The sequence below is a fragment of the Pseudomonas sp. Root562 genome (assembly GCF_001427125.1).
Taxonomy (GTDB): Bacteria; Pseudomonadota; Gammaproteobacteria; order Pseudomonadales; family Pseudomonadaceae; genus Aquipseudomonas.
The window spans coordinates 220820-244544 of sequence record NZ_LMGK01000006.1 but is presented as its reverse complement, the minus strand read 5'-3'; the positions used below and the strand labels follow the sequence as shown (position 1 = coordinate 244544).

General features: G+C 59.8%; 21 protein-coding genes. 16 read left to right on the top strand and 5 right to left on the bottom strand.

Annotated features, from left to right (window positions below; translation table 11 throughout):
* The first annotated feature begins 110 nt into the window (after window positions 1–110).
* Window positions 111–974 (top strand): MBL fold metallo-hydrolase, encoded by an 864-nt coding sequence (locus tag ASD60_RS08035; RefSeq protein WP_056853497.1) that lies wholly within the window; start codon window positions 111–113, stop codon window positions 972–974.
* Window positions 975–1058: 84 nt separating this feature from the next.
* On the opposite strand, the gene bkdR is transcribed toward ASD60_RS08035, so the two are convergent.
* On the bottom strand, window positions 1059–1547 hold the full coding sequence (gene bkdR / locus ASD60_RS08030; RefSeq protein ID WP_041476986.1) for a Bkd operon transcriptional regulator BkdR: 489 nt from the start codon (window positions 1545–1547) through the stop codon (window positions 1059–1061).
* A gap of 185 nt (window positions 1548–1732) precedes the next feature.
* On the opposite strand from bkdR, the gene ASD60_RS08025 reads away from it, so the two are divergent.
* The 8 genes from ASD60_RS08025 (at window position 1733) to ASD60_RS07990 (ending at window position 10672) form a co-directional block, all read left to right on the top strand.
* Window positions 1733–2968: a 3-methyl-2-oxobutanoate dehydrogenase (2-methylpropanoyl-transferring) subunit alpha gene (locus ASD60_RS08025; RefSeq protein WP_056853496.1), complete on the top strand. Its 1236-nt coding sequence runs from the start codon at window positions 1733–1735 to the stop codon at window positions 2966–2968.
* A 1-nt stretch (window position 2969) separates the two neighbouring features.
* A complete protein-coding gene (locus ASD60_RS08020) occupies window positions 2970–4028 on the top strand; it encodes an alpha-ketoacid dehydrogenase subunit beta (protein WP_053158507.1) in 1059 nt (352 codons plus the stop codon).
* The gene (locus tag ASD60_RS08015) at window positions 4029–5303 is read left to right on the top strand and encodes a dihydrolipoamide acetyltransferase family protein (protein WP_056853495.1); all 1275 of its coding nucleotides are present in this window, start codon (window positions 4029–4031) and stop codon (window positions 5301–5303) included.
* A 3-nt stretch (window positions 5304–5306) separates the two neighbouring features.
* Window positions 5307–6689 (top strand): dihydrolipoyl dehydrogenase, encoded by a 1383-nt coding sequence (gene lpdA / locus ASD60_RS08010; RefSeq protein WP_056853494.1) that lies wholly within the window; start codon window positions 5307–5309, stop codon window positions 6687–6689.
* A 277-nt stretch (window positions 6690–6966) separates the two neighbouring features.
* A complete protein-coding gene (locus ASD60_RS08005; protein WP_056853493.1) occupies window positions 6967–7986 on the top strand; it encodes a branched-chain amino acid aminotransferase in 1020 nt (339 codons plus the stop codon).
* 340 nt (window positions 7987–8326) lie between these two features.
* The gene (locus tag ASD60_RS08000) at window positions 8327–9070 is read left to right on the top strand and encodes an SDR family NAD(P)-dependent oxidoreductase (RefSeq protein ID WP_056853492.1); all 744 of its coding nucleotides are present in this window, start codon (window positions 8327–8329) and stop codon (window positions 9068–9070) included.
* A gap of 220 nt (window positions 9071–9290) precedes the next feature.
* Window positions 9291–10352 carry a M4 family metallopeptidase gene (locus tag ASD60_RS07995; protein WP_056853491.1) on the top strand — a complete coding sequence of 354 codons (1062 nt, stop codon included), beginning with the start codon at window positions 9291–9293 and terminating at the stop codon, window positions 10350–10352.
* Window positions 10349–10672: a protealysin inhibitor emfourin gene (locus ASD60_RS07990; RefSeq protein ID WP_056853490.1), complete on the top strand. Its 324-nt coding sequence runs from the start codon at window positions 10349–10351 to the stop codon at window positions 10670–10672. The genes ASD60_RS07995 and ASD60_RS07990 overlap by 4 nt, the downstream gene beginning before the upstream one ends.
* A gap of 14 nt (window positions 10673–10686) precedes the next feature.
* Here ASD60_RS07990 and ASD60_RS07985 read toward each other — a convergent pair whose 3' ends face one another.
* Window positions 10687–11025, bottom strand: coding sequence for an FKBP-type peptidyl-prolyl cis-trans isomerase (locus ASD60_RS07985; RefSeq protein WP_056853489.1), 339 nt, complete (start codon window positions 11023–11025; stop codon window positions 10687–10689).
* A gap of 271 nt (window positions 11026–11296) precedes the next feature.
* Here ASD60_RS07985 and ASD60_RS07980 point away from each other — a divergent pair, with 271 nt between their 5' ends.
* Both ASD60_RS07980 and ASD60_RS07975 read left to right on the top strand, forming a co-directional pair.
* Window positions 11297–12589 carry an MFS transporter gene (locus tag ASD60_RS07980; protein WP_056853488.1) on the top strand — a complete coding sequence of 431 codons (1293 nt, stop codon included), beginning with the start codon at window positions 11297–11299 and terminating at the stop codon, window positions 12587–12589.
* A gap of 24 nt (window positions 12590–12613) precedes the next feature.
* Window positions 12614–13390 (top strand): substrate-binding domain-containing protein, encoded by a 777-nt coding sequence (locus ASD60_RS07975; protein ID WP_056853487.1) that lies wholly within the window; start codon window positions 12614–12616, stop codon window positions 13388–13390.
* Here ASD60_RS07975 and ASD60_RS07970 read toward each other — a convergent pair.
* Window positions 13380–14294, bottom strand: a complete 915-nt coding sequence (locus tag ASD60_RS07970; RefSeq protein WP_056853486.1) for a LysR family transcriptional regulator — start codon at window positions 14292–14294, stop codon at window positions 13380–13382. The genes ASD60_RS07975 and ASD60_RS07970 overlap by 11 nt on opposite strands.
* Before the next feature lie 159 nt (window positions 14295–14453).
* On the opposite strand from ASD60_RS07970, the gene ASD60_RS07965 reads away from it, so the two are divergent.
* Together ASD60_RS07965 and ASD60_RS07960 are read left to right on the top strand one after the other, a co-directional pair.
* Complete coding sequence (locus tag ASD60_RS07965; protein ID WP_056853485.1) at window positions 14454–16262, top strand: monovalent cation:proton antiporter-2 (CPA2) family protein; 1809 nt, start codon at window positions 14454–14456, stop codon at window positions 16260–16262.
* Between the two features lie 72 nt (window positions 16263–16334).
* On the top strand, window positions 16335–17432 hold the full coding sequence (locus tag ASD60_RS07960; protein ID WP_056853484.1) for a DNA alkylation repair protein: 1098 nt from the start codon (window positions 16335–16337) through the stop codon (window positions 17430–17432).
* Here ASD60_RS07960 and ASD60_RS07955 read toward each other — a convergent pair.
* The gene (locus ASD60_RS07955; protein WP_056853483.1) at window positions 17429–18313 is read right to left on the bottom strand and encodes a LysR family transcriptional regulator; all 885 of its coding nucleotides are present in this window, start codon (window positions 18311–18313) and stop codon (window positions 17429–17431) included. The genes ASD60_RS07960 and ASD60_RS07955 overlap by 4 nt on opposite strands.
* A gap of 121 nt (window positions 18314–18434) precedes the next feature.
* Here ASD60_RS07955 and ASD60_RS07950 point away from each other — a divergent pair, with 121 nt between their 5' ends.
* The 3 genes from ASD60_RS07950 to lldD all read left to right on the top strand — a co-directional run bounded on the left by ASD60_RS07950 (window position 18435) and on the right by lldD (window position 23150).
* Entirely contained in the window at window positions 18435–20081 is a 1647-nt protein-coding gene (locus ASD60_RS07950) for a GMC family oxidoreductase (protein ID WP_056853482.1), read from the top strand.
* A gap of 154 nt (window positions 20082–20235) precedes the next feature.
* Window positions 20236–21858: an MFS transporter gene (locus ASD60_RS07945; protein WP_056853481.1), complete on the top strand. Its 1623-nt coding sequence runs from the start codon at window positions 20236–20238 to the stop codon at window positions 21856–21858.
* Window positions 21859–21998: 140 nt separating this feature from the next.
* The gene (gene lldD / locus ASD60_RS07940) at window positions 21999–23150 is read left to right on the top strand and encodes an FMN-dependent L-lactate dehydrogenase LldD (protein ID WP_056853506.1); all 1152 of its coding nucleotides are present in this window, start codon (window positions 21999–22001) and stop codon (window positions 23148–23150) included.
* Window positions 23151–23201: 51 nt separating this feature from the next.
* Here the strand turns inward: lldD and ASD60_RS07935 are convergent, their stop codons facing one another.
* Window positions 23202–23570, bottom strand: coding sequence for a DUF427 domain-containing protein (locus ASD60_RS07935; RefSeq protein ID WP_056853480.1), 369 nt, complete (start codon window positions 23568–23570; stop codon window positions 23202–23204).
* Window positions 23571–23725: the final 155 nt, after the last annotated feature.

Below are 23725 nucleotides of genomic sequence, written 5' to 3'. Positions count from 1 at the left end.
GACAGGATAGAGCCCAGCCGGATTTTTCGATAACAGAAATGACGCAGGGGCTGGTCAGCGCAGGGAAAATGAAACTAACCTCATGACTTGTTCACCAAGAAACAATCCTCATGCCTGCCCTGATTGAAGCTTTTTTCGACGATGCCTCCTCCACCTACAGTTACGTGATCTACGAAGCGGACGGCGGACAATGCGCAATCGTCGACCCGGTGCTCGACTACAACCCCGCTGCCGGACGAACCTCCACCGTGCAGGCCGACCGGATCATCGCGTTCGTGCGCGAACACCGGCTGCAGGTGCAATGGCTACTGGAAACCCACGCCCACGCCGATCATTTGTCCGCCGCGCCCTATCTGCGCCGGGAACTGGGTGGCCGGATCGCCATCGGCCAGTCGATCTGCAAGGTGCAGAACGTGTTCAAGGCGCTGTTCAACCTTGAACCGCAATTCTGCATCGACGGCTCGCAGTTCGATCACCTGTTCGCTGCGGATGAGTCGTTTTCCATCGGCAACCTCAAGGCCAAGGCCCTGCATGTGCCTGGGCATACCCCGGCGGACATGGCATACCTGATCGGCAACGATGTGATTCTGGTTGGCGATACGCTGTTCATGCCCGACGTGGGCACCGCGCGCTGCGACTTTCCCGGCGGCAACGCCAACCAGATGTTCGCTTCGATCCATAAACTGCTGGCCTTCCCCGCCAGCGTGCGCCTGTATGTCTGTCACGACTACCCGCCCGAGGGCCGCGAACCGCATTGCATGACCACCGTCGGCGAACAACGCAAAAGCAACATCCATGTGCGTGACGGCATCGATGAGGCGGCATTCGTTGCGATGCGCACCCGGCGCGATGCCACGCTGGGCATGCCGACGCTGCTGCTACCGGCAATCCAGGTCAATGTGCGGGCGGGAAATTTGCCGCCGGCGGAAGACAATGGCGTGACGTACCTTAAAATCCCGATCAATCAACTCTGATCTGTAGGCGCAAAGCTTGCTCGCGATTGCGCCCTTGAGATCGCTATCGCGAGCAAGCTTCGCGCCTACGGATTTGCCCTGGTTTTACGCGCCGAGCGTCAGGCCGTTGGCCGGCAGGGGCAGCGCGGTCTTGTAGCGCACTTGCTTGAGCGCAAAACTCGAGCGGATGTTCGCCACCCCCGGCACTTTGGTCAGAAAGTCCATCATGAAACGCTCCAGCGATTGAATGCTCGGCACCAGCACCCGGATCAAGTAATCCGGGTCGCCGGCCATCAAGTAGCACTCCATCACCTCCGGGCGGTCGGAGATCGCCTCTTCGAAATGCTGCAAGGCCTCCTCCACCTGCTTCTCCAGGCTGACGTGAATGAACACGTTCACGTGCAGCCCCAGCAGATCAGCATCCAGCAACGTCACTTGCTCGCGAATCAAACCCAGCTCTTCCATCGCCTTGACCCGGTTGAAGCACGGTGTCGGTGACAGGTTGACCGAGCGTGCAAGGTCGGCATTGGTGATCCGCGCGTTCTCTTGAAGGCTGTTGAGAATGCCGATATCGGTACGGTCAAGTTTGCGCATGAGACAAAACCACCTGTTTTTTAGGTTTATGCAGATTTTTTATCTGCAAATGATCTTAAGCGCAACGAAACAGAGAGAAATATTCTTCTTGGCCGGGCCTATGATTGTTGTAGGACAAGATTTCTTCCACAGAACGAAATCTGTCAGCTCACTACAAGAAATTCACAAGATCGAGCGTAGAAGCCATGACCCAAGCGTACGAACCGCTGCGCCTGCACGTCCCTGAACCCTCGGGCCGCCCAGGCTGCAAAACCGACTTCTCCTACCTGCATCTGACCGATGCCGGCACGGTGCGCAAACCCCCAATCGACGTTGAGCCCGCCGACACGGCCGATCTGGCCCGCGGCCTGATTCGCGTGCTCGACGATCAGGGCAATGCCTTGGGGCCTTGGGCCGAAGGCGTTCCCACGGAGATCCTGCGCAAAGGCATGCGCGCCATGCTCAAGACGCGGATTTACGACAACCGCATGGTTGTCGCCCAGCGTCAGAAGAAGATGTCGTTCTACATGCAGAGCCTCGGCGAAGAAGCCATCGGCAGCGCCCAGGCCCTGGCCTTGAACATCGACGACATGTGCTTCCCGACCTACCGCCAGCAAAGCATCCTGATGGCCCGCGAAGTGCCACTGGTCGACCTGATCTGCCAACTGCTGTCCAACGAGCGCGATCCGCTCAAGGGACGTCAGCTGCCGATCATGTACTCGGTCAAAGAATCCGGTTTCTTCACCATCTCCGGCAACCTGGCGACCCAGTTTGTCCAGGCGGTTGGCTGGGGCATGGCCTCGGCGATCAAGGGCGACACCAAAATCGCTTCGGCGTGGATCGGCGACGGCGCCACTGCTGAGTCGGACTTCCACACCGCCCTGACTTTCGCCCACGTTTACCGCGCGCCGGTGATCCTCAACGTGGTCAACAACCAGTGGGCAATCTCTACGTTCCAGGCGATTGCCGGGGGTGAAGCGACCACGTTCGCCGGCCGTGGCGTCGGTTGCGGCATCGCCTCGCTGCGCGTCGATGGCAACGATTTCTACGCGGTCTACGCCGCTTCCGCCTGGGCTGCCGAACGCGCCCGACGCAACCTCGGCCCGACCATGATCGAGTGGGTCACCTACCGTGCCGGTCCACACTCGACGTCCGATGATCCTTCCAAGTACCGCCCTGCCGATGACTGGAGCCATTTCCCGCTCGGCGATCCGATTGCGCGTCTCAAGCAGCACCTGATCAAGATCGGCCAGTGGTCCGAAGAGGAACACGCCGCCGTCAGTGCCGAACTGGAAGCCGAAGTGATTGCCGCACAAAAGGAAGCCGAACAGTACGGCACCCTCGCCGGTGGCCAGATTCCAAGCGCCGCGACCATGTTCGAAGACGTCTACAAAGAGATGCCGGAGCATTTGAAGCGCCAGCGTCAGGAGTTGGGGATCTGACATGAACGATCACAACAACAATATCGAGCTGGAAACCGCCATGACCACGACCACCATGACCATGATCCAGGCCCTGCGCTCGGCGATGGATGTGATGCTTGAACGTGACGACAACGTCGTGGTGTTCGGCCAGGACGTCGGCTACTTCGGCGGCGTGTTCCGCTGCACCGAAGGCCTGCAGAACAAGTACGGCACCTCGCGGGTTTTCGACGCTCCGATCTCCGAAAGCGGCATCGTCGGCGTTGCCGTGGGCATGGGCGCCTATGGCCTGCGTCCGGTGGCCGAGATCCAGTTCGCCGACTACGTCTACCCGGCATCCGACCAGATCATCTCCGAAGCCGCACGTCTGCGTTATCGTTCGGCCGGCGAATTCACCGCGCCAATGACCCTGCGCATGCCCTGCGGCGGCGGCATCTATGGCGGCCAGACCCACAGCCAGAGCATCGAGGCGATGTTCACTCAGGTGTGCGGCCTGCGCACCGTCATGCCGTCCAACCCGTACGACGCCAAGGGCCTGTTGATCGCCTCCATCGAGAACGATGACCCGGTGATCTTCCTCGAGCCAAAACGCTTGTACAACGGCCCGTTCGACGGCCACCACGACCGCCCGGTAACCCCGTGGTCGAAACACCCGGCCGCGCAAGTGCCGGACGGTTACTACACCGTGCCACTGGACGTCGCCGCCATCACCCGTCCGGGCAAGGATGTGACCATCCTCACCTACGGCACCACCGTGTACGTGTCGCAAGTCGCCGCCGAAGAAACCGGCATCGACGCCGAAGTCATCGACCTGCGCAGCCTGTGGCCGCTGGACCTGGAAACCATCGTCAAGTCGGTGAAGAAAACCGGACGCTGCGTGGTGGTTCACGAAGCCACCCGCACCTGCGGTTTCGGTGCCGAACTGGTGTCGCTGGTGCAGGAACACTGCTTCCACCACCTGGAAGCGCCAATTGAACGCGTCACCGGCTGGGACACCCCCTATCCGCACGCGCAAGAGTGGGCGTATTTCCCTGGCCCGTCCCGAGTGGGCGCGGCTTTGAAACGGGTCATGGAGGTCTGAATGGGCACGCACGTCATTAAAATGCCGGACATTGGCGAAGGCATTGCAGAAGTTGAATTGTCACAGTGGCACGTCAAGGTCGGCGACATGGTCGTCGAGGATCAGGTGCTGGCGGATGTCATGACCGACAAGGCGATGGTGGATATCCCGTCGCCAGTGCATGGCAAGGTCATCGCCCTCGGCGGTCAGCCGGGCGAAGTCATGGCGGTCGGCAGCGTGCTGATCAGCATCGAAGTCGAAGGCGCGGGCAACGTCAAGGAGTCGGCGCAACCGGCACCGGTCAAGCAAGCGCCGGTTGCAGCAGCGAAAGCCGAAACCGTGGTGGAAAACAAACCGGTCGCTGCCGCAGCACCGAAGGCAGCCGTTTGCCAGGGGCCGATGATTGCTCGCGAAGCCAATGAGCGTCCGCTGGCCTCACCGGCCGTGCGTAAGCATGCGCTGGACCTGGGCATCCAGTTGCGTCTGGTGCGTGGCAGCGGTCCGGCCGGTCGCGTGCTGCATGAAGACCTCGAGGCCTATCTGGCTCAGGGTCAAGCCAACGCCTCGGCACCGGTCGCCGCCGCTTACGCCCAGCGTAACGATGAAGAACAGATCCCGGTGATCGGCATGCGCCGCAAGATCGCCCAACGCATGCAGGACGCCACCCAGCGCGCGGCACACTTCAGTTACGTCGAGGAAATCGATGTCACTGCCGTCGAAGAATTGCGCGCTCACCTTAACGAGAAGCACGGTGCGACCCGCGGCAAGCTGACTTTGCTGCCGTTTCTGGTCCGCGCCCTGGTCGTCGCCCTGCGCGATTTCCCGCAGATCAACGCCCGTTACGACGACGAAGCCCAAGTCATCACCCGACTCGGCGCGGTGCACGTCGGTATCGCCACCCAGGCCGATAGCGGTTTGATGGTGCCTGTGGTTCGTCACGCCGAAGCCCGCAGCCTGTGGGACAGCGCGACGGAAATTTCGCGCCTGGCCACGGCCGCCCGCAACGGCAAGGCCGGCCGCGATGAACTGTCCGGTTCGTCTATCACACTGACCAGCCTCGGCGCATTGGGCGGCATCGTCAGCACACCGGTGCTGAACCTGCCGGAAGTGGCGATCGTCGGCGTGAACAAAATCGTCGAACGGCCTATGGTAATCAAAGGCCAGATCGTGATCCGCAAGATGATGAACCTTTCCAGCTCCTTCGATCATCGCGTGGTCGACGGCATGGACGCGGCGCTCTTCATCCAGGCCATCCGTGGCTTGCTCGAACAACCCGCCACCCTGTTTGTGGAGTAAGCAATGCAGACTTTGAACACCACGCTGCTGATCATCGGCGGCGGCCCCGGCGGTTACGTGACGGCGATCCGCGCCGGTCAGTTGGGCATTCCAACGATCCTGGTGGAAGGCCAATCGTTGGGCGGCACCTGCCTGAACATCGGCTGCATTCCGTCCAAGGCATTGATTCATGTCGCTGAGCAGTTTCACCAGACGCAGCAGCATAATCAGCACTCAGCCCTGGGCATCAGCGTTGCGGCGCCGACGCTGGACATCGGCAAGAGCGTCGAATGGAAGGATGGCATCGTCGATCGCCTGACCACCGGCGTCGCCGCGCTGTTGAAAAAGAACAAGGTTCAGGTCGTGCAAGGCTGGGCCAACGTGGTCGACGGTAAAACCGTCGACGTCGGCGACACGCGCATTCAATGCGAGCACCTGGTGCTGGCGACAGGTTCGAAAAGCGTGAACCTGCCGATGTTGCCGATTGGCGGGCCGATCATCTCGTCCACCGAGGCCCTGGCGCCGACATCCGTACCCAAGCGCTTGATCGTGGTAGGTGGCGGTTACATCGGTCTGGAACTGGGTATTGCCTACCGCAAGCTCGGCGCCGATGTCAGCGTGGTCGAGGCGCAGGATCGGATTCTGCCAGCCTACGACGCTGAATTGACTCAGCCCGTACACGACGAACTGAAAAAACTCGGTGTGAAGCTTTACTTGAATCACAGCGTACAAGGCTTTGATTCTTCTAATAAAACCTTGCAGGTTTCGCAGCCGAACGGCGATACCCTCAACCTGGAAACCGATCAGGTTCTGGTCGCGGTTGGCCGCAAACCCAACACCCAAGGCTGGAACCTCGAAGCGCTGAACCTGGACATGAACGGGTCGTCGATCAAAATCGACAACCGCTGCCAGACCAGCATGCGCAATGTGTATGCCATCGGCGACCTGAGTGGCGAACCCATGCTTGCGCACCGGGCCATGGCCCAGGGCGAAATGGTTGCCGAGTTGATCAGTGGCAAGCCCCGCGAGTTCAACCCGACCGCCATCGCCGCCGTGTGCTTCACCGACCCGGAACTGGTGGTGGTCGGCAAGACTCCGGACGAAGCCAAGGCTGCAGGTTTGGACTGCATTGTTTCCAGCTTCCCGTTCGCCGCCAATGGCCGGGCGATGACGCTGGAATCGAAAAGCGGCTTCGTGCGCGTGGTCGCCCGTCGTGACAACCATGTGATCGTCGGCTGGCAGGCGGTAGGCGTGGGTGTGTCGGAGTTGTCCACGGCATTCGCGCAAAGCCTTGAGATGGGCGCGCGGCTGGAAGACATCGGCGGCACCATCCATGCGCATCCGACGCTTGGCGAGGCGGTGCAGGAAGCGGCATTGCGTGCTCTGGGGCATGCGTTGCATCTGTAAACACCATCAACTGTGGCGAGGGAGCTTGCTCCCGCCGGGCTGCGAAGCGGCCCCTGGCTGACTTAATGGCGAACCGCGTTGCCTGGATTTACGACTGCTTCGCAGCCGAGCGGGAGCGAGCTCCCTCGCCACAGGATTTCGAGCATTGTCTAGTCGGCGGCAAATAGCCGATAGACCGGGCTGCGAAACAGGCCCGGAATGAAGTATTGTTGTGCCCATCCAAAAAACGTCAGAAGCCTTGAACCGTTTCGACGGTTGTTCAGTGATAGAGGGTGTCATGGGTAACGAAAGCATCAATTGGGACAAGCTGGGTTTTGACTACATCAAGACCGACAAGCGCTATCTGTCGTATTTTCGCAATGGCGAGTGGGACAAAGGCACCCTGACCGAAGACAACGTGCTGCACATCAGCGAAGGCTCGACGGCCCTTCACTATGGCCAGCAATGCTTCGAAGGCATGAAGGCCTATCGTTGCAAGGACGGCTCGATCAACCTGTTCCGCCCGGACCAGAACGCCCTGCGCATGCAGCGCAGCTGTGCGCGTCTGCTGATGCCTCAGGTAGAAACCGAACAGTTCATCGAAGCCTGCAAGGCAGTGGTTCGCGCCAACGAGCGCTTCATCCCGCCTTACGGCACCGGCGGTGCGCTGTACCTGCGCCCGTTCGTGATCGGCGTGGGTGACAACATCGGCGTGCGCACCGCCCCCGAGTTCATCTTCTCGATCTTCTGCATTCCCGTCGGCGCCTACTTCAAGGGTGGCCTGACCCCGCACAACTTCCAGATTTCCAGCTACGACCGTGCCGCACCACAAGGCACCGGCGCAGCCAAAGTCGGTGGCAACTACGCCGCCAGCCTGATGCCGGGTTCCAAGGCCAAGAAAGCCAACTTCGCCGACGCCATTTACCTGGACCCGATGACCCACACCAAGATCGAAGAAGTCGGTTCGGCCAACTTCTTCGGTATCACCCATGACAACAAGTTCGTGACCCCGAACTCGCCGTCAGTACTGCCGGGCATCACTCGCCTGTCGCTGATCGAGCTGGCCAAGACCCGTCTGGGCCTGGAAGTGGTTGAAGGCGACGTGCTGATCGACAAACTGTCGGACTTCAAGGAAGCCGGCGCCTGCGGCACCGCTGCGGTAATTACGCCAATCGGCGGCATCAGCTACAACGACCACTTGCACGTGTTCCACAGCGAAACCGAAGTCGGCCCGATCACCCAGAAGCTCTACAAAGAGCTGACTGGCGTGCAGACCGGCGACATCGAAGCGCCAGCGGGCTGGATCGTCAAGGTTTGACCTGACCTCTACCCGCCATGAAAAATCGCCGCCTTCGGTACTCGGAGGCGGCGATTTTTTTTTTGCCTGCCCGACAGATACCTGTGGGAGCGAGCCTGCTCGCGATGGCGACCTCAAATTCAACATCCCCAATGACTGGCACGCCGCTATCGCCAGCACGTTTGCTCCTACATGGATTTATGCAATCATATCGACCATCACGCAGTCAGAAAGACACCAAACCGATCAAGTCACAATAACTACAACATCCCTCAAAGCCCCGAGAATCAAGGCCCGGCACATTGGCCTGCTTTTTGGAACGTGAACTGCGAAAGCTCATTGACCAAAAAGGAACGCATTTATGAACACTGCTTTTAAGGATCATCTGGCTGTCGTCACCGGTGCCAGTTCCGGAATCGGCCTGGCTGTCACCGAACGTCTGTTGGCTCAGGGTGCCCGTGTGCTGGCAATGTCGCGTCAGATTGGCGGCCTCGGTGAATTGGCTGAACGTTTCCCGACGCAGCTGTCATGGGTGGCGGGTGACGTGACCCAACCCGCCGACCTGGCGCGGCTGGCAAAGCAGGCGGCAACCCTGGGGCCGGTGAGCTATCTGGTGCCGAACGCCGGCATTGCGGAGCTGGCCGATGGCCTGGATCTGGCAGCGTTCGACCGGCAATGGGCGGTGAACGGTGCCGGGGCATTGAACACCCTGGCGTGCTTGCGCGGTCAACTGGCGGCATCCTCCTCGGTGGTGTTCATTGGTACTTTCCTGGCGCAAGTGACCTTTCCCGGCCTCGCCGCCTACATCGCCTCAAAAGCCGCGCTGATTCACCATGCCCGCACGCTGGCGGTCGAATTGGCGCCCCACGGCATTCGCATCAACACGGTGTCCCCCGGCCCGACTGCGACACCGATCTGGTCAACGCTGGGCTTGAAGGATGAGCAATTGAGCGCTGTCGCCAGCACGGTCAATCAACGCTTGCTCGACGGCCGTTTCCTCGAACCAGGCGCTGTCGCCGACGTGATTCTATTCCAGCTCGGCAACGGTGCCCGTAACGTCATCGGTCAGGACTGGGTAGTCGATAGCGGTTACACCATTAAATAAAATATCCTTAAATATCAATATTTAATGAAATAAACGTGATGTCTTTTCGAGGTATATTTCGAGCGTCATCAGACATCACGCTCTCAATCTACAGGGTGAGCGTGCTGATCATTTGTACTGATTGCCAAGCACTTCACACTCGTCAAAAACCGGCACGGAACCGAACGCGAGGTGTCTGGATCTCATCAGTATCGACATCTATCACGCCAGGGATGCACTGATGACCGACTCACAAACACCGCGCAGTTTTATCCCGCCCTACATTCTCAACCGTATCATCGCCCACGGTTCAGAGCCGCAACGCACGGCGGCAATGATCACCCTGCATCATGTGCAAAGCCTGCTGCACAATCCCGGTCCCCCTGTGCGGCCGCCGGAGCGGGCAATTCTGCCGCAACTCGGGAAACCGGGCGTGGTCCAGCGCAGCCTGCACGACGCGCAAAACAAAATGCTCCTGCCGGGAATGCCAGTGCGCCTGGAAGGCCAGCCGGCCACGGGTGATGCAGCCGTCGATGAAGCTTACGATGCATTGGGTGCCAGCTATGATTTTTTCTGGAAGGTGCTCGGTCGCGATTCGATCGACAACCAAGGATTCGCACTGGTCGGCAGCGTGCATTACGGCCTGGGCTACGAAAACGCCTTCTGGAATGGTGCACAAATGGTCTTCGGTGACGGCGATGGGGAAATTTTCCAGCGCTTCACCCGCTCGCTGGACGTGGTCGCCCATGAATTGGCTCATGGCGTGACTGAAAGCACGGCCGGGCTGATCTATGCCAATCAGTCCGGGGCCTTGAACGAGTCACTGTCGGACGTTTTTGGCATCCTTACCAAGCAATACGTTCTCGGACATACCGTCGAGCAGGCAGATTGGCTGATCGGCTCGGATTTGCTCACGGCAAAAATCAACGGCCGGGGCTTGCGCTCGATGTCCCATCCAGGCACAGCCTATGACGACCCATTGCTGGGCAAGGACCCGCAACCGGATCACATGCGCAAATTTGTCATCACTCAAGAGGACAATGGCGGCGTGCACATCAATTCGGGCATTCCCAATCGCGCGTTTTATCTCGCGGCCAGGGCACTCGGCGGGTTCGCCTGGAAGAAAGCCGGAGTAATCTGGTACGACGCGCTGTGCGACAAACGCCTGAGTCCGGACGCCAGTTTCGATGCTTTCGCTCGACTGACCATCGACCATGCCGGCCAGCGCTTCGGTGCACAGGAGGTCGACGCTGTGCGCCAGGGCTGGTCTCAAACGGGTATCGACATCACGGAGGTCAAATGAAAACCCTGCCTGCATTAGGCGACGACGCCCGGGTCCGCCTTTCCCGCCAAGGCGGCTTTGCGCCGATTCACGCCCTGAGCCGACCTCGGGAGATCGAGTTTGCGCAATGCGACATCAGCCAGCGCACTCGTATCTGCTCGGTACTGGAAGGCTGCCTGCCCCTCGACACATCGGAATCCGGGCGTAGCGACCAGCGTTTCTACCAGGTCGAGGTGAGCTACCGGCAGGGCGAACAGGAAGACCACATGGTGCTCAAAGTGCCGGAAGACCAGGCACCGGGGGATCTGGTGCACCTTTGGGATACAGGCCAGTTGCTGTAGATCTCCCCCGCCACTCAATCCTCCCGCGTCAGCACTTCCAGCAACTCGATCTCGAAGATCAGGTTCGAATGCGGCGGAATCTTGCCCATCGTGCGTTCGCCATAAGCCAGGTGCGCCGGGACCAGCAACTTGCGCTTGCCGCCAACCTGCATGCCCATGATTCCCTGATCCCACCCCTTGATGACACGACCAGTGCCAATCACGCACTGGAACGGTTTGCCACGGCTGTAGGAAGAATCGAACTCAGAGCCGTCTTCCAGCCAGCCACGGTATTGGGTGGTGATCAACGCGCCTTTGACGGCCGCTTTACCGTCACCGGCCTGAATATCGATTACCTGAAGTTCGTCGTTCATTGAATTCACTCGTATGCTCTTTCGCCCTTAGGCCTGTTGGGCGCCGTTTTCCCAGATTTGTCCGCGATTGGCAACCATGGCCTCCTTTGTTCCGATGAGTTTTTCTGAACAACACACTGAATTCAGATGCTTTTATTGATCCGCTTCACGCATCAATACATGCCAACTATGCAATTAACATATCGATCGCCCTGCTCCACCATTCGCCTCAATAAGATCCGTGCGCCGCGTCCAGGCAGCGCACGTCATAAAAGCGGTGGAGTATTTATCGATGACAGCCTCAATCCCGCGCGGACGCTCTCGCGCCAGCGCCATTTTCCGGGTTACCTCGGGTAACTTCCTCGAACAGTTCGACTTCTTCCTGTTCGGCTTCTATGCCACACAGATCGCGGCCGTGTTCTTCCCGGCCAGCAGCGAGTTCGCCTCGCTGATGATGACCTTTGCCGTGTTCGGCGCCGGTTTCCTGATGCGACCTCTGGGCGCAGTGGTGCTGGGTGCATACATCGATGATGTTGGCCGGCGCAAAGGGCTGATCGTCACCCTGTCGATCATGGCCAGCGGCACAATTCTGATTGTGCTGGTCCCCGGATACGAAACCATCGGCCTGTTCGCCCCGGCGCTCGTGTTGATTGGCCGGTTGCTGCAAGGGTTCTCCGCCGGCGCGGAAATGGGCGGCGTCTCGGTGTATCTCGCGGAGATCGCCACACCGGGTAACAAAGGCTTTTTCACCAGTTGGCAGTCGGCCAGTCAGCAAGTGGCGATCATTGTTGCCGCAGCCTTGGGCTATGGCCTGAACCAATGGCTGGCGCCATCGGAGATTGCCGACTGGGGCTGGCGGATTCCGTTCTTCGTCGGCTGCATGATCGTGCCGTTCATTTTCTTCCTGCGCCGTAACCTGGAAGAAACCGAAGAGTTCGCCACCCGCAAATCACGTCCGAGCATGGCAGAGGTGTTCCGCACGCTCGCGCAAAACTGGGTGCTTGTCTTTGCCGGGATGATGATGGTCGCCCTGACCACCACTGCGTTTTACCTGATCACCGTGTACGCGCCAACTTTTGGCAAAACCGTGCTGCACCTGAGCACGTCTGATGCGCTGTTGGTCACCTTATTGGTGGGCGTGTCGAATTTCTTCTGGTTGCCGATTGGCGGCGCACTCTCCGACCGCGTCGGCCGTCGTCCCGTGTTGATTGCCATGGCCCTGCTGGCATTGGCCTCGACCTATCCAGCCCTGTCGTACCTGGTGCAGGCGCCAAGCTTCATCAACATGCTGTTGGTGCTGCTGTGGCTGTCGTTTATTTATGGCTTGTACAACGGCGCAATGATCCCGGCGCTGACGGAAATCATGCCGGTCGAAGTACGGGTTGCGGGTTTCTCTCTGGCTTACAGCCTGGCCACCGCCGTGTTTGGCGGCTTCACCCCGGCGATGTCGACGTTCCTGATTCAGTACACCGGCGACAAAGCGGCGCCTGGCTACTGGATGAGCTTCGCCGCGCTCTGTGCGCTCTGCGCGACGTTTTATCTCTATCGCCGCGCCAGCGGTCGCCTGCAACCAGCCCTTTCGTAAACCTGCCTTGTTAGAGAAATCCCTATGAAAAAGCTTTTCAACGTTGCGGCCATGAGCTGGCTGGTCAGCCTGGCCTTAAGCACCGCGGCACAGGCCGAAGAGTTACGCGTGATGACCTCCGGGGGCTTCACCGCGGCCTACAAGATCCTCGGCCCGAAGTTCGCCGAAGCCACCGGCAACACCCTCAACACTGCCCTCGGTCCGTCGATGGGCAAGGCCCCGGAAGCGATCCCTAATCGCCTGGCCCGCGGTGAACAGGCCGACGTGGTGATCATGGTCGGCTACGCGCTTGACGATCTGATCAAGCAAGGCAAGGTCGACCCGTCGTCCCGGGTTGAACTGGCGGATTCGCGGATCGGTCTGGTGGTGCGCGAGGGTGCACCCAAGCCCGATATCAGCACCGTCGACAACCTGAAAAAAACTTTGTTGGACGCCAAGTCCGTGGCCTATTCCGACAGCGCCAGTGGCGTGTACATCGAGCAGCAACTGTACAAACGCCTGGGCATCGAAGACTCGCTCAAAGCCAAGTCGACCATGGTGCCGAAGATTCCTGTGGGATCGGTGGTTGCCACCGGCGACTATCAGTTGGGTTTCCAGCAGGTCAGCGAACTGCTGCCGGTACCAGGGGTGAGTTTTGTCGCGAAGATTCCGGAATCAGTGCAGTCGGTCACGCGTTTCGCCGCGGGTATTCCGGTTGGCGCGCAACACCCCGCGCAGGCCAAGGCGTTGCTTGAGTACATGGCATCGGCCCAGGCGCAAGCAGATGTAAAAGCCACCGGCCTGGATTCTGTCAGCCGCTGATAGCCGGCAGCTGGACTTTCATCGCCACCACCAAACGTTCCAGTTCAAGTGCTGCCGGGGTCAGAGTGCGACCCCGGCGCTTGATCAAACCGACGCTGCGCATCACTTGCGGATCGGTCAGAGGCACCCGCGTCAGGATCGGGTGATCTTCGCCCGGCATCGCCATCAGCGGCACCGCGGCAACACCCAACCCCGCCTCCACCAGCCCGATCATCGTCGTCACATGCCGGGTTTCGCAGATGCTCGGCCGCTGTGGCACCACACCAGTCAACGCCTGATCCAGCAAAAAGCGGTTGCCCGAGCTCTTGTCCAGCGAGATGTAGTCCTGCTGATAGAACTCGTCCCAGGTCACGCTGGTACGGCTCGCCAAGGGGTGATCACGCCGACAGGCCACGACGTAGCCCTCCTGCACCAACGGCTCGAAATCCACCTCGGCCTCCAGCGTACCCATGAAGCTCAGGCCAAAATCCGCTTCACCGTTGACCACCGCACTCAGCACTTCATGGGCACTGGAATCCAGTACTTTGACCTTGATCCGCGGAAATTGCCGGTGATAGTGCGCGACGACGCGGGGCATGAAGTAGTAGGCCGCCGACGGCACACAAGCGACAGTGACATGGCCCAGCCGGGTCGATGCGACTTCGCTGATGCCTAGCAGTGCCACGTCCAGATCATCCAGCAAGCGCTCGACGCTGGGCATGAAGCCGCGACCGGCCTGGGTCAGACTGACCTTGCGGGTGGTGCGTTCGAACAACCTCACCCCGAGGGCGTCCTCGAGTTTTTCAATACGCCGGCTCAGGGCCGGCTGGGAGATGCGTACGGTATCGGCCGCCTTGCGAAAGCTGCCCTGCTCCACCACGGCGCGAAAAGCTTGCAGATCGTTGAGGTCGAAATTGATGGCCATGGGATGGACTCGGCGCGGGGATCAGATTGATTCGATTATTCTATAAATGTAACCAATTAATGCAAAATGTAACAACTCGGTTGAAACACTATGCTGACGCGACCGGGTCGAGCCTTTATCCTTGTCGCCCCGCCGTACCGAGTTAATGGAGTTTTCGCCATGCCCCATGAAGGCAGTCTGTTGCAAGCCGCAGTCGTGTTTCTGCTCGCGGCCGTGCTTACCGTTCCCCTGGCCAAGCGCCTGCAATTGGGTGCGGTACTCGGTTATTTGTTTGCCGGGGTGATCATCGGCCCCTCGGGGCTGGGCCTGATCAGCGATACGGAAAGCGTTGCGCACATCTCGGAGCTCGGTGTGGTGTTGCTGCTGTTCATCATTGGCCTGGAATTGTCGCCAAGACGGTTGTGGGTGATGCGCAAGTCAGTGTTCGGGGTCGGATTGGCGCAGGTGTTGCTGACAGGAACAGTGTTGGGCGTGCTGGCGCTGTATGTTTTCGGACAACCGTTGAACACCGCCATCGTTCTGGGCCTGGGTCTGGCGTTGTCGTCCACTGCGTTTGGCCTGCAAAGCCTTGCCGAACGCAAGGAACTGACCAGCCCTCACGGGCGTCTGGCCTTTGCGATTCTGCTGTTTCAGGACATCGCCGCGATCCCGCTGATCGCCATGGTGCCGCTGCTGGCCGGTAGCGCTGAAAACGTGACTGCGGCCGACGATGTCAATCAGGGTTTGCGCGTGCTGGTGAGCATCGCCATTGTAGTGATCGGTGGACGCTATCTGTTGCGGCCAGTGTTTCGCGTGGTGGCCAAGAGCGGTTTGCCGGAAGTGTCCACCGCGACCGCGTTGCTGGTGGTGATGGGCACCGCATGGCTGATGGATCTGGCGGGCATTTCCATGGCCCTCGGCGCATTTCTTGCTGGCCTGCTGCTGGCGGACTCCGAGTACCGCCACGAATTGGAAGCGCAGATCGAGCCGTTCAAGGGCCTGTTGCTGGGGCTGTTTTTCATGAGTGTCGGCATGGGCGCGAACCTCAGTCTGTTGCTGCGCGAGCCCATCGTGGTATTGGGCCTGACGGTGCTGTTGATCGCCGTCAAATTGCCACTGCTGTTTATCCTGGGACAACTGGCCGGCGCTTTGAACAAGGTCAGCGCGATTCGACTCGGCATTGTCCTGGCCGCCGGCGGTGAATTTGCCTTCGTGGTGTTCAAGATTGGTCGCGATCATGGCTTGTTCGACCCGCGCCTGTACGACCTGTTGGTATTGGCGATTACCCTGTCCATGGCGTTGACGCCCTTGTTGATGCTGATCTGTGGGCGTCTTGTCAGCCCCAAGGTGCAAGCTGTGGCAGTGCCGGAAAAATTCCGCGAAATCGACACTGATGAACCCCGGGTAGTGATCGCCGGCATGGGTCGCATGGGGCAGATCGTCGCCCGTATCCTGCGGGCACAGAACATCAAGTTCGTTGCCCTCGACACCTCCGTGGAAACCATTGAACTGTCGCGCAGCTTCGGCGGCGTGCCGGTGTTCTACGGCGACCCGATGCGCCCGGAAATCCTCAGTGCGGCCAAGGTCGGCGAAGCCGAATTCTTCGTGATCGCCACCGATGACCCGGACACCAACATCAAGACCGCCGAACTGGTGCGCAAGCTCTACCCGCACATCAAGATCATCGCCCGCGCACGCAACCGCCAACATGTACATCGGTTGATGGACGTGGGGGCCTACGCGGTGCGCGAAACCTTTTATTCGAGCCTGGAAATGAGCCGGCAAACCCTGATCGGACTCGGCCTGACCCAGGCCCAGGCCGACGCACGGATCAAGCGCTTCAAGCATCACGACGAACAGGTGCTCGAAACCCAGCATTCGATTTACGACGATGCGGTGAAGGTCAAGCAGACAGCACAGGAAGCGCGGGCGGAACTGGCGCGGTTGTTTGAGGCGGATCAGCTGGAAGAGCAAGCCAAGAACAATTGAGGTGGCAGTACTGGCCTCGTCGGAACGATAACGCGGTGTACCGGATAAATCACAACGACCAAGGAACTCGTAATGGCTGCCGATCAATCCCCCGCCCTCAAGGAAATCTTCAACGTCGAGCGCCTCCAGCATATCGCCAGCGAAATGACGGCGGTCTATCCGGAGTTCGATGCGCAGAGATTCCTCAAACTGGCCAGCACCGGCCTGGCGGACCTGTCGGTCATGCAACGCATGGCACGCGTCAGCGAATGCCTGCACGCGGTGTTGCCGCTGGGTTATGAAGCATCGCTCGAAGTCCTGCGCGCCCTCGCCCCGCGCCTCAACAGTGGCTTCGTCAGCATGTGCCTGCCGCAGTACGTGGCGGCTTACGGTGCCGATCGCTTCGACGTATCGATGGACGCGCTCAAGTACTTCACTGCATTCGGTTCCTCGGAGTTTGCCATTCGCCACTTCCTGCGCAGGGACCTCGAGCGCTCGCTGAAGCTGATGCACGACTGGTCACTGGACGACAACGAGCATGTCCGGAGGCTGGCCAGTGAAGGTTGCCGTCCGCGACTGCCGTGGTCGTTTCGCCTGGAGCAAGTCCAGGCCGACCCGAGCCTGGCGGCGAAGATCCTCGACAATCTCAAGGCCGACACCAGCCTGTATGTGCGCAAGTCCGTGGCCAACCACTTGAACGACATCACCAAGGATCATCCCGACTGGGTGCTTGAGCTGATTGAAGGCTGGTCGCTGGACAACAAACACACCGCGTGGATCGCCAAACATGCACTACGCAGCCTGATCAAACAGGGCAACCCTCGAGCGCTGGCGATCATCGGCGCGGGTGGCAAGCCTGAAGTCGAGATCGTCGATGTGCGAGTCAACCCGCCAGTGATTGGCCTGGGGGAGAAAATCACCCTGTCCTTTGCCGTCAAATCCAAGGTCGAGGACAGCCAGCGACTGGTGATCGACTATGCCATCGACTACGTGAAAGCCAACGGCAGCACCTCGGCCAAGGTGTTCAAGCTCAAAGCCCTGACGTTGCCCGGCAAAGCCACCGAGCAACTGAGCCGCGGCCAGCACATCAAAGAACTGACCACCCGCAGGCATTACGCCGGTCGTCATGCGGTGCACATCATGGTCAATGGCGAACGGCTGGCCAGTACGGCGTTTGAAATCCTTCCTTAACCCAACAACAACCCCTGCTCGCGCTCACACAACTCCACCACGTAATCCCACATCACCCGCAGCCGCACCGATTTGTGCAGCTCGCGCCGGGTACTGATCCAGTAGCTGCGCAGAATGCTTTCATCGGGAAACAGCGGTACCAACCCGGGATCGGCGCTGGCCATATAGCACGGTAAAACGGCAATCCCCAGACCTGCGCGCGCAGCCTGTTGCTGGGCGATAACGCTGGTGCTGTGAAAGACCACCTGCGGGTTGCGGCAGAAGCTGTTGAGGAACATCAGTTCCTGACTGAACAACAAGTCGTCGACGTAGCCGATCCACGCATGGCGCCCCAGATCCTCTCGATTGCCCAGCGGCGGCGAACGATCGAGGTAGTCCTGACTGGCGTAGAGGGCCAGGCGATAGTCCGTGAGCTTGCGCGTGACCAGCATGTCCGCCGATGGCCGTTCGAGGTGGATGCTGATTTCCGCCTCGCGATTGAGAATGCTGACAAAACGCGGCACCGCGACCAGTTCCACTTCCAGCCCCGGGTAACGTTCGAACAAACCGTTCATGCGGCTGGATAGAAACATGATGCCCAGCCCTTCTGTGACCCCGACGCGGATCTTGCCCAGCGGTGCCGTGGACTGGGTGATTTCCTCCTGTGCCAACAGCGCGACGTTCTCCATCGCTTCCGCATGCTTGAGCAGCGCTTCGCCGGACGGGGTCAGTTCATACCCCTGGGCATGCTGCACGAACAGCGCGGTGCCGAGGCTCTTTTCGATGGCCTCGATGTGCCGCGCCACGGTGGCGTGCGTGGTGTTCAAACGGCGGGCAGCGGTAAGCAAACGCCCGCTGCGCTGCAATTCGAGAAAAAACCGCAGGTCATTCCAGTCGAACATCGTCCATCCTTAGGTCGTCGCTGTTTAAAAACGCACAGCAGCTGCGCAAAAACTAACATTCTTTTGACGAAAGCTAACAACTAGGATGACCGACAACAAGAACAACAAGACGAGGTCAGGGATGCAGTCTTCCCTTGATGAATACGATTACATCGTGGTCGGGGCCGGTCCCGCCGGGTGTTTGCTGGCCAATCGGCTATCGGCCAACCCACAACACCGGGTTCTGTTGCTCGAAGCCGGTGGCCGCGACAACTATGCATGGATTCATATTCCCGTGGGTTACCTGTTCTGCATCGGTAACCCGCGCACCGACTGGTGCTTCAAGACCGAAGCTCAACCTGGCCTGCAGGGTCGCGCCCTGAGTTACCCACGGGGCAAAGTGCTGGGCGGCTGCTCGTCAATCAACGGCATGATCTACATGCGTGGCCAGGCCGGGGACTACGATGGCTGGGCAGCCGAAGGCAACCCCGGGTGGCGCTGGCAGGACGTGTTGCCGCTGTTCAAGAAAAGCGAAAACCATTTTGCCGGCGACTCCGAATTTCACGGTGCCAGCGGCGACTGGCGGGTCGAACGCCAGCGTTTGTCATGGCCGATTCTCGATGCGTTCCGCAGCGCTGCCGAGCAAAGCGGCATCGCCAGCATCGATGACTTCAACCAGGGCGACAACGAAGGTTGCGGTTACTTCCAGGTCAATCAGAAGGCCGGCATCCGCTGGAACGCGGCGAAGGCATTCCTCAAACCGGTGCGCAACCGCGCCAATCTGACCGTGTTGACCGGCGTTGAAGTTGACCGCGTATTGCTGGAAAACGGCCGCGCGTCAGCGGTCAGCGCCCGCTGGCAAAATCAGCCGAAAACTTTCAAGGCACGCAGGGAAATCGTCCTCTGCGCCGGTTCCGTGGGCTCGCCAAGCATTCTGCAACGTTCCGGTATCGGCCCTCGCCCGCTGCTGCAACGCTTGGGCATCGGCGTCGTCCATGAACTGCCCGGCGTCGGCGGCAACCTGCAGGACCATCTGCAACTGCGGCTGATCTACAAACTGGAAAACGCCCGCACCCTCAATCAAATCGCTGGCAGCCTGTGGGGCAAAATGGGCATGGGCCTGCGTTACCTGTACGACCGCAGCGGCCCGCTGTCGATGGCGCCGAGCCAGCTCGGTGCGTTTGCCCGCTCCGGTCCGGAGCAGACCTCGGCCAATCTTGAATACCACGTGCAACCACTGTCGCTGGAGCGCTTCGGTGAGCCATTGCATACGTTCCCGGCGTTTACCGCGTCGGTCTGTGACTTGCGTCCGCAGAGCCGTGGCCGGGTGGAGATCCGTTCGGCCAACCCGCAGGAAGCACCGCTGATACAACCCAACTACCTGAGCCATCCGGAAGACTTGCGGGTCGCCGCCGATGCGATTCGCCTGACCCGGCGCATCGTTGCCGCACCGGCCCTGAAGGCGTTCAAACCGGTCGAATATCTGCCCGGAGACAACCTGCAAAGCGAAGAACAACTGCACGAAGCCGCCGCGCGCATCGGCACTACGATTTTCCATCCGGTGGGCACTTGCCGGATGGGCAACGACGCGGACGCGGTGGTCGACGCCGAACTGCGCGTGCAAGGCATTCCCGGCCTGCGCATCGCCGACGCGTCGATCATGCCGCGCATCACTTCCGGCAACACTTGTTCGCCTACGCTGATGATCGCGGAGAAAGCGGCACACATGATTCTCAATGCTGCAAACACCATCCCTGTGGGAGCAGGTTTACCCGCGATGACGGCATGACAGTCAACATTCATGCTGACTGCCCCTTCCCAATCGCGGGCAAGCCCACTCCCACAGGGACGTTACTGGTTTCACGGACATCGAGCATCACCCCCTGCAAGGAATACGCAACATCAGTGGAACAACAAAAACAATCACTGTGAGGGATACCGATATGTCAGAACACGTTCAGCCCCTGGAAGCCGTGCGCAGCGAGGGCACCAGCCAGGAAACCCAGAAAGTCATCTTCGCTTCGTCACTTGGAACAGTGTTCGAGTGGTATGACTTTTTCCTCTATGGCGCCCTCGCGGCGGTCATCAGCAAACAGTTTTTCGCCGGAGTCAACGACACCACGGCGTTCATTTTTGCCCTGATGGCCTTTGCCGCCGGGTTTATCGTCAGGCCATTCGGTGCCCTGGTGTTTGGCCGTTTGGGGGACATGATCGGACGCAAATACACCTTCCTCGCCACCATCGTTCTCATGGGGCTGGCGACCTTCTGTGTCGGCTTGCTGCCGACCTACGCCAGCATCGGCATTGCCGCGCCGATCATTCTCGTGGTGCTGCGCATGCTCCAGGGCCTGGCCCTGGGCGGTGAATACGGTGGCGCCGCGACCTATGTGGCGGAACACGCGCCCATCGGCAAACGCGGCTTCCACACCAGCTGGATTCAATCCACCGCCACTCTCGGCCTGTTGCTGTCGCTGCTGGTGGTACTCGGTTGCCGCTACTTCACCGGCGATCAGTTCGAAGTCTGGGGCTGGCGCATTCCGTTCCTGTTTTCGATCATTCTGCTGGGCATCTCGACCTGGATTCGCCTGAGCCTGCATGAATCCCCCGCCTTCGTGAAAATGAAGGAAGAAGGCAAGCTGTGCAAATCGCCGATCCGCGATTCTTTCGGCAAATGGGAAAACCTCAAGGTCGTGCTGATCGCCCTGTTCAGCATCAACGCCGGCCAAGCCGTGACCTTCTATGCGGCGCAGTTTTACGTGCTGTTCTTCCTCACCCAGTTTCTGAAAATGGACCCGGCCGTGGCCAATGGCTTGCTGATCGTCAGCGTGACCATCGGCGCGCCGTTTTTCATCTTCTTCGGCTGGCTGTCGGACAAGGTCGGACGCAAGCCGGTGCTGATGCTCGGCCTGTTGCTGGCGACCGTGTTGTACTTCCCGATCTTCAAGACCCTGGCCCACTACGCCAACCCGGCGATTGACCTGGCCAGCCGCCAGGCACCGATCACCGTGCTGGCTGACCCGGCCACCTGCACCTTCCAGTTCGACCCGGTCGGCAAGGCGAAATTTGATAGCCCCTGCGACAAGGTCAAGACCTTCCTCGTCAAGCAAGGCTTGCCCTACGCCAGCGCGGCGGCTCCAGCCGGCAGCGGCGTGCAAGTCAGCGTGGGCGACGTGAAGATCGACGGTTTCGACGAAGCCGCATTGCGCGGCGCGGTCACCCTCGCCGGTTACCCGCAACAGGCCGACATGCAGCAAATCAACAAGCCAATGATCGTCGCATTGATCGTGGCACTGATCATCATCTCCGCCATGTGCTACGGCCCGCTGGCGGCACTGATGGTCGAACTGTTCCCGACGCGCATCCGCTATACCTCGATGTCGCTGCCCTATCACATCGGTAACGGCTGGTTCGGCGGCTTCTTGCCGACCGTGTCGTTTGCCCTGGTGGTCTACACCGGGGACATTTTCTACGGGCTCTGGTATCCGGTGCTGATCACCGGGGTGAGCCTGGTGGTGGGGATGATCTGTTTGCGTGAGACGCGCAACGTCGATCTGGACAAGAACTGACAGCCAACTCACAAACTGGATTCTGTAGGAGCGAGTTCGCTCGCATAGGTCTCAAGAGCGCCGTGTTCAACCTGAAGGCACGCGCTATCGTTAACGACCATCGCGAGCAGGCTCGCTCCTACACTGACCGAGGCACCGGCATGATCATTTCCTCTGCATCCGATTATCGCGAGGCAGCACGTCGCAAACTCCCACGTTTTTTGTTCGATTACATTGATGGCGGCGCTTACGCGGAACATACCCTGCGGGCCAACAGCGCCGACCTGACCGGCATCAGCCTGCGCCAGCGTATCCTCAAGAACGTCGAAACTTTGAGCCTGGAAACCACCCTCTTCGATCAACCTCTTGCCATGCCGATCATCCTCGCGCCTGTGGGGCTGACCGGCATGTTCGCCCGCCGTGGTGAGGTGCAGGCCGTGAGAGCGGCGCAGAACAAAGGCATCCCCCTGTGCCTGTCCACCGTCTCGGTCTGTTCGATCGAGGAAGTCGTGGCGCAAAGCGAGCAACCCATCTGGTTTCAGCTGTATGTGCTCAAGGACCGCGGCTTCATGCGCAACGCCCTGGAACGGGCGAAAGCTGCCGGGGTGAAGAACCTGGTGTTCACCGTCGACATGCCAACCCCCGGCGCCCGCTACCGCGACGCCCACTCGGGCATGTCCGGGCCTTTTGCGTCATCGCGGCGCATGCTTCAAGCGATGACCCGACCCGACTGGGCGTACAACGTCGGCCTCATGGGCCGGCCGCATGATCTGGGGAATATCTCCAGGTACCTCGGCAAAGCCGTGACACTTGAAGACTACATGGGCTGGCTGGCCAACAATTTCGATCCATCGATCAGTTGGAGCGACCTGGAATGGATTCGCGATTTCTGGAAAGGCCCGATGATCATCAAAGGCATTCTCGACCCGCAGGACGCCAAGGACGCGGTGAGTTTCGGTGCCGATGGCATTGTCGTGTCGAACCACGGCGGCCGGCAGCTGGACGGGGTTCTCTCCACTGCCCAGGCATTGCCGCCGATCAAACAAGCGATTGGCGATGACCTGACGGTGCTGGTCGATTCGGGCATCCGCTCAGGGCTGGACGTTGTGCGCATGCTGGCGCTGGGCGCCAAGGGCGTGTTGTTGGGGCGTTCGATGGCTTACGCGCTGGCCGCCGATGGTCAACGCGGAGTGGAGAACATGCTGGATATCTTTGCCAGGGAAATGCGTGTGGCGATGACGCTGACCGGGGTGACGTCGATTGCTCAGATCGACGAGAGCACCCTGGTACAGGCAATCAAGAATACCGACTGACGATGCTTGTTCCTGCCGTGTACGCAAACGATTCGTCAGCCGCACAGACAATCACTCTTCAAGCTCGACCACCTCGAATTTCACCTGGTCGGGATAAAACGCCATGTATTCACGGATCTGCGCCACCGACACTTTGGGGTTTTCATAACTCCACACGGCGTTAGCTCCTTCGTGCCCTGGCACTTGCAGACTGAAATAACTGGCATCACCTTTGTACGGGCAGTAACTGGTGTGATCGGTGCGGGCGTAATACTTCTCGTCGATGTCTTCGCGGGGCACGTAGTAAACCGGTGGGTAGTTGGCCTCAAGCAGCACCAGCGCGCGGGAGGACGCCGCGACCTGGATCCCGTGAAACTTCACCAACAGGCAACCGGGCTGCTCGGCAATGGTGATGACAGGGCTGGGACCTGAAGTTTTCATGTATACGTTCCTCGAGACGGTGATGAGTCGATTCATCAGGTATAACGCAACTTGGCTGACCTTGGCGGCCTCGCAGCCGAACGGATTGCGAAGGCGATGAAATCAAATGCAACGCCAAGGCTGTACATCCATACAGATAATGATTGCTCCGGCGC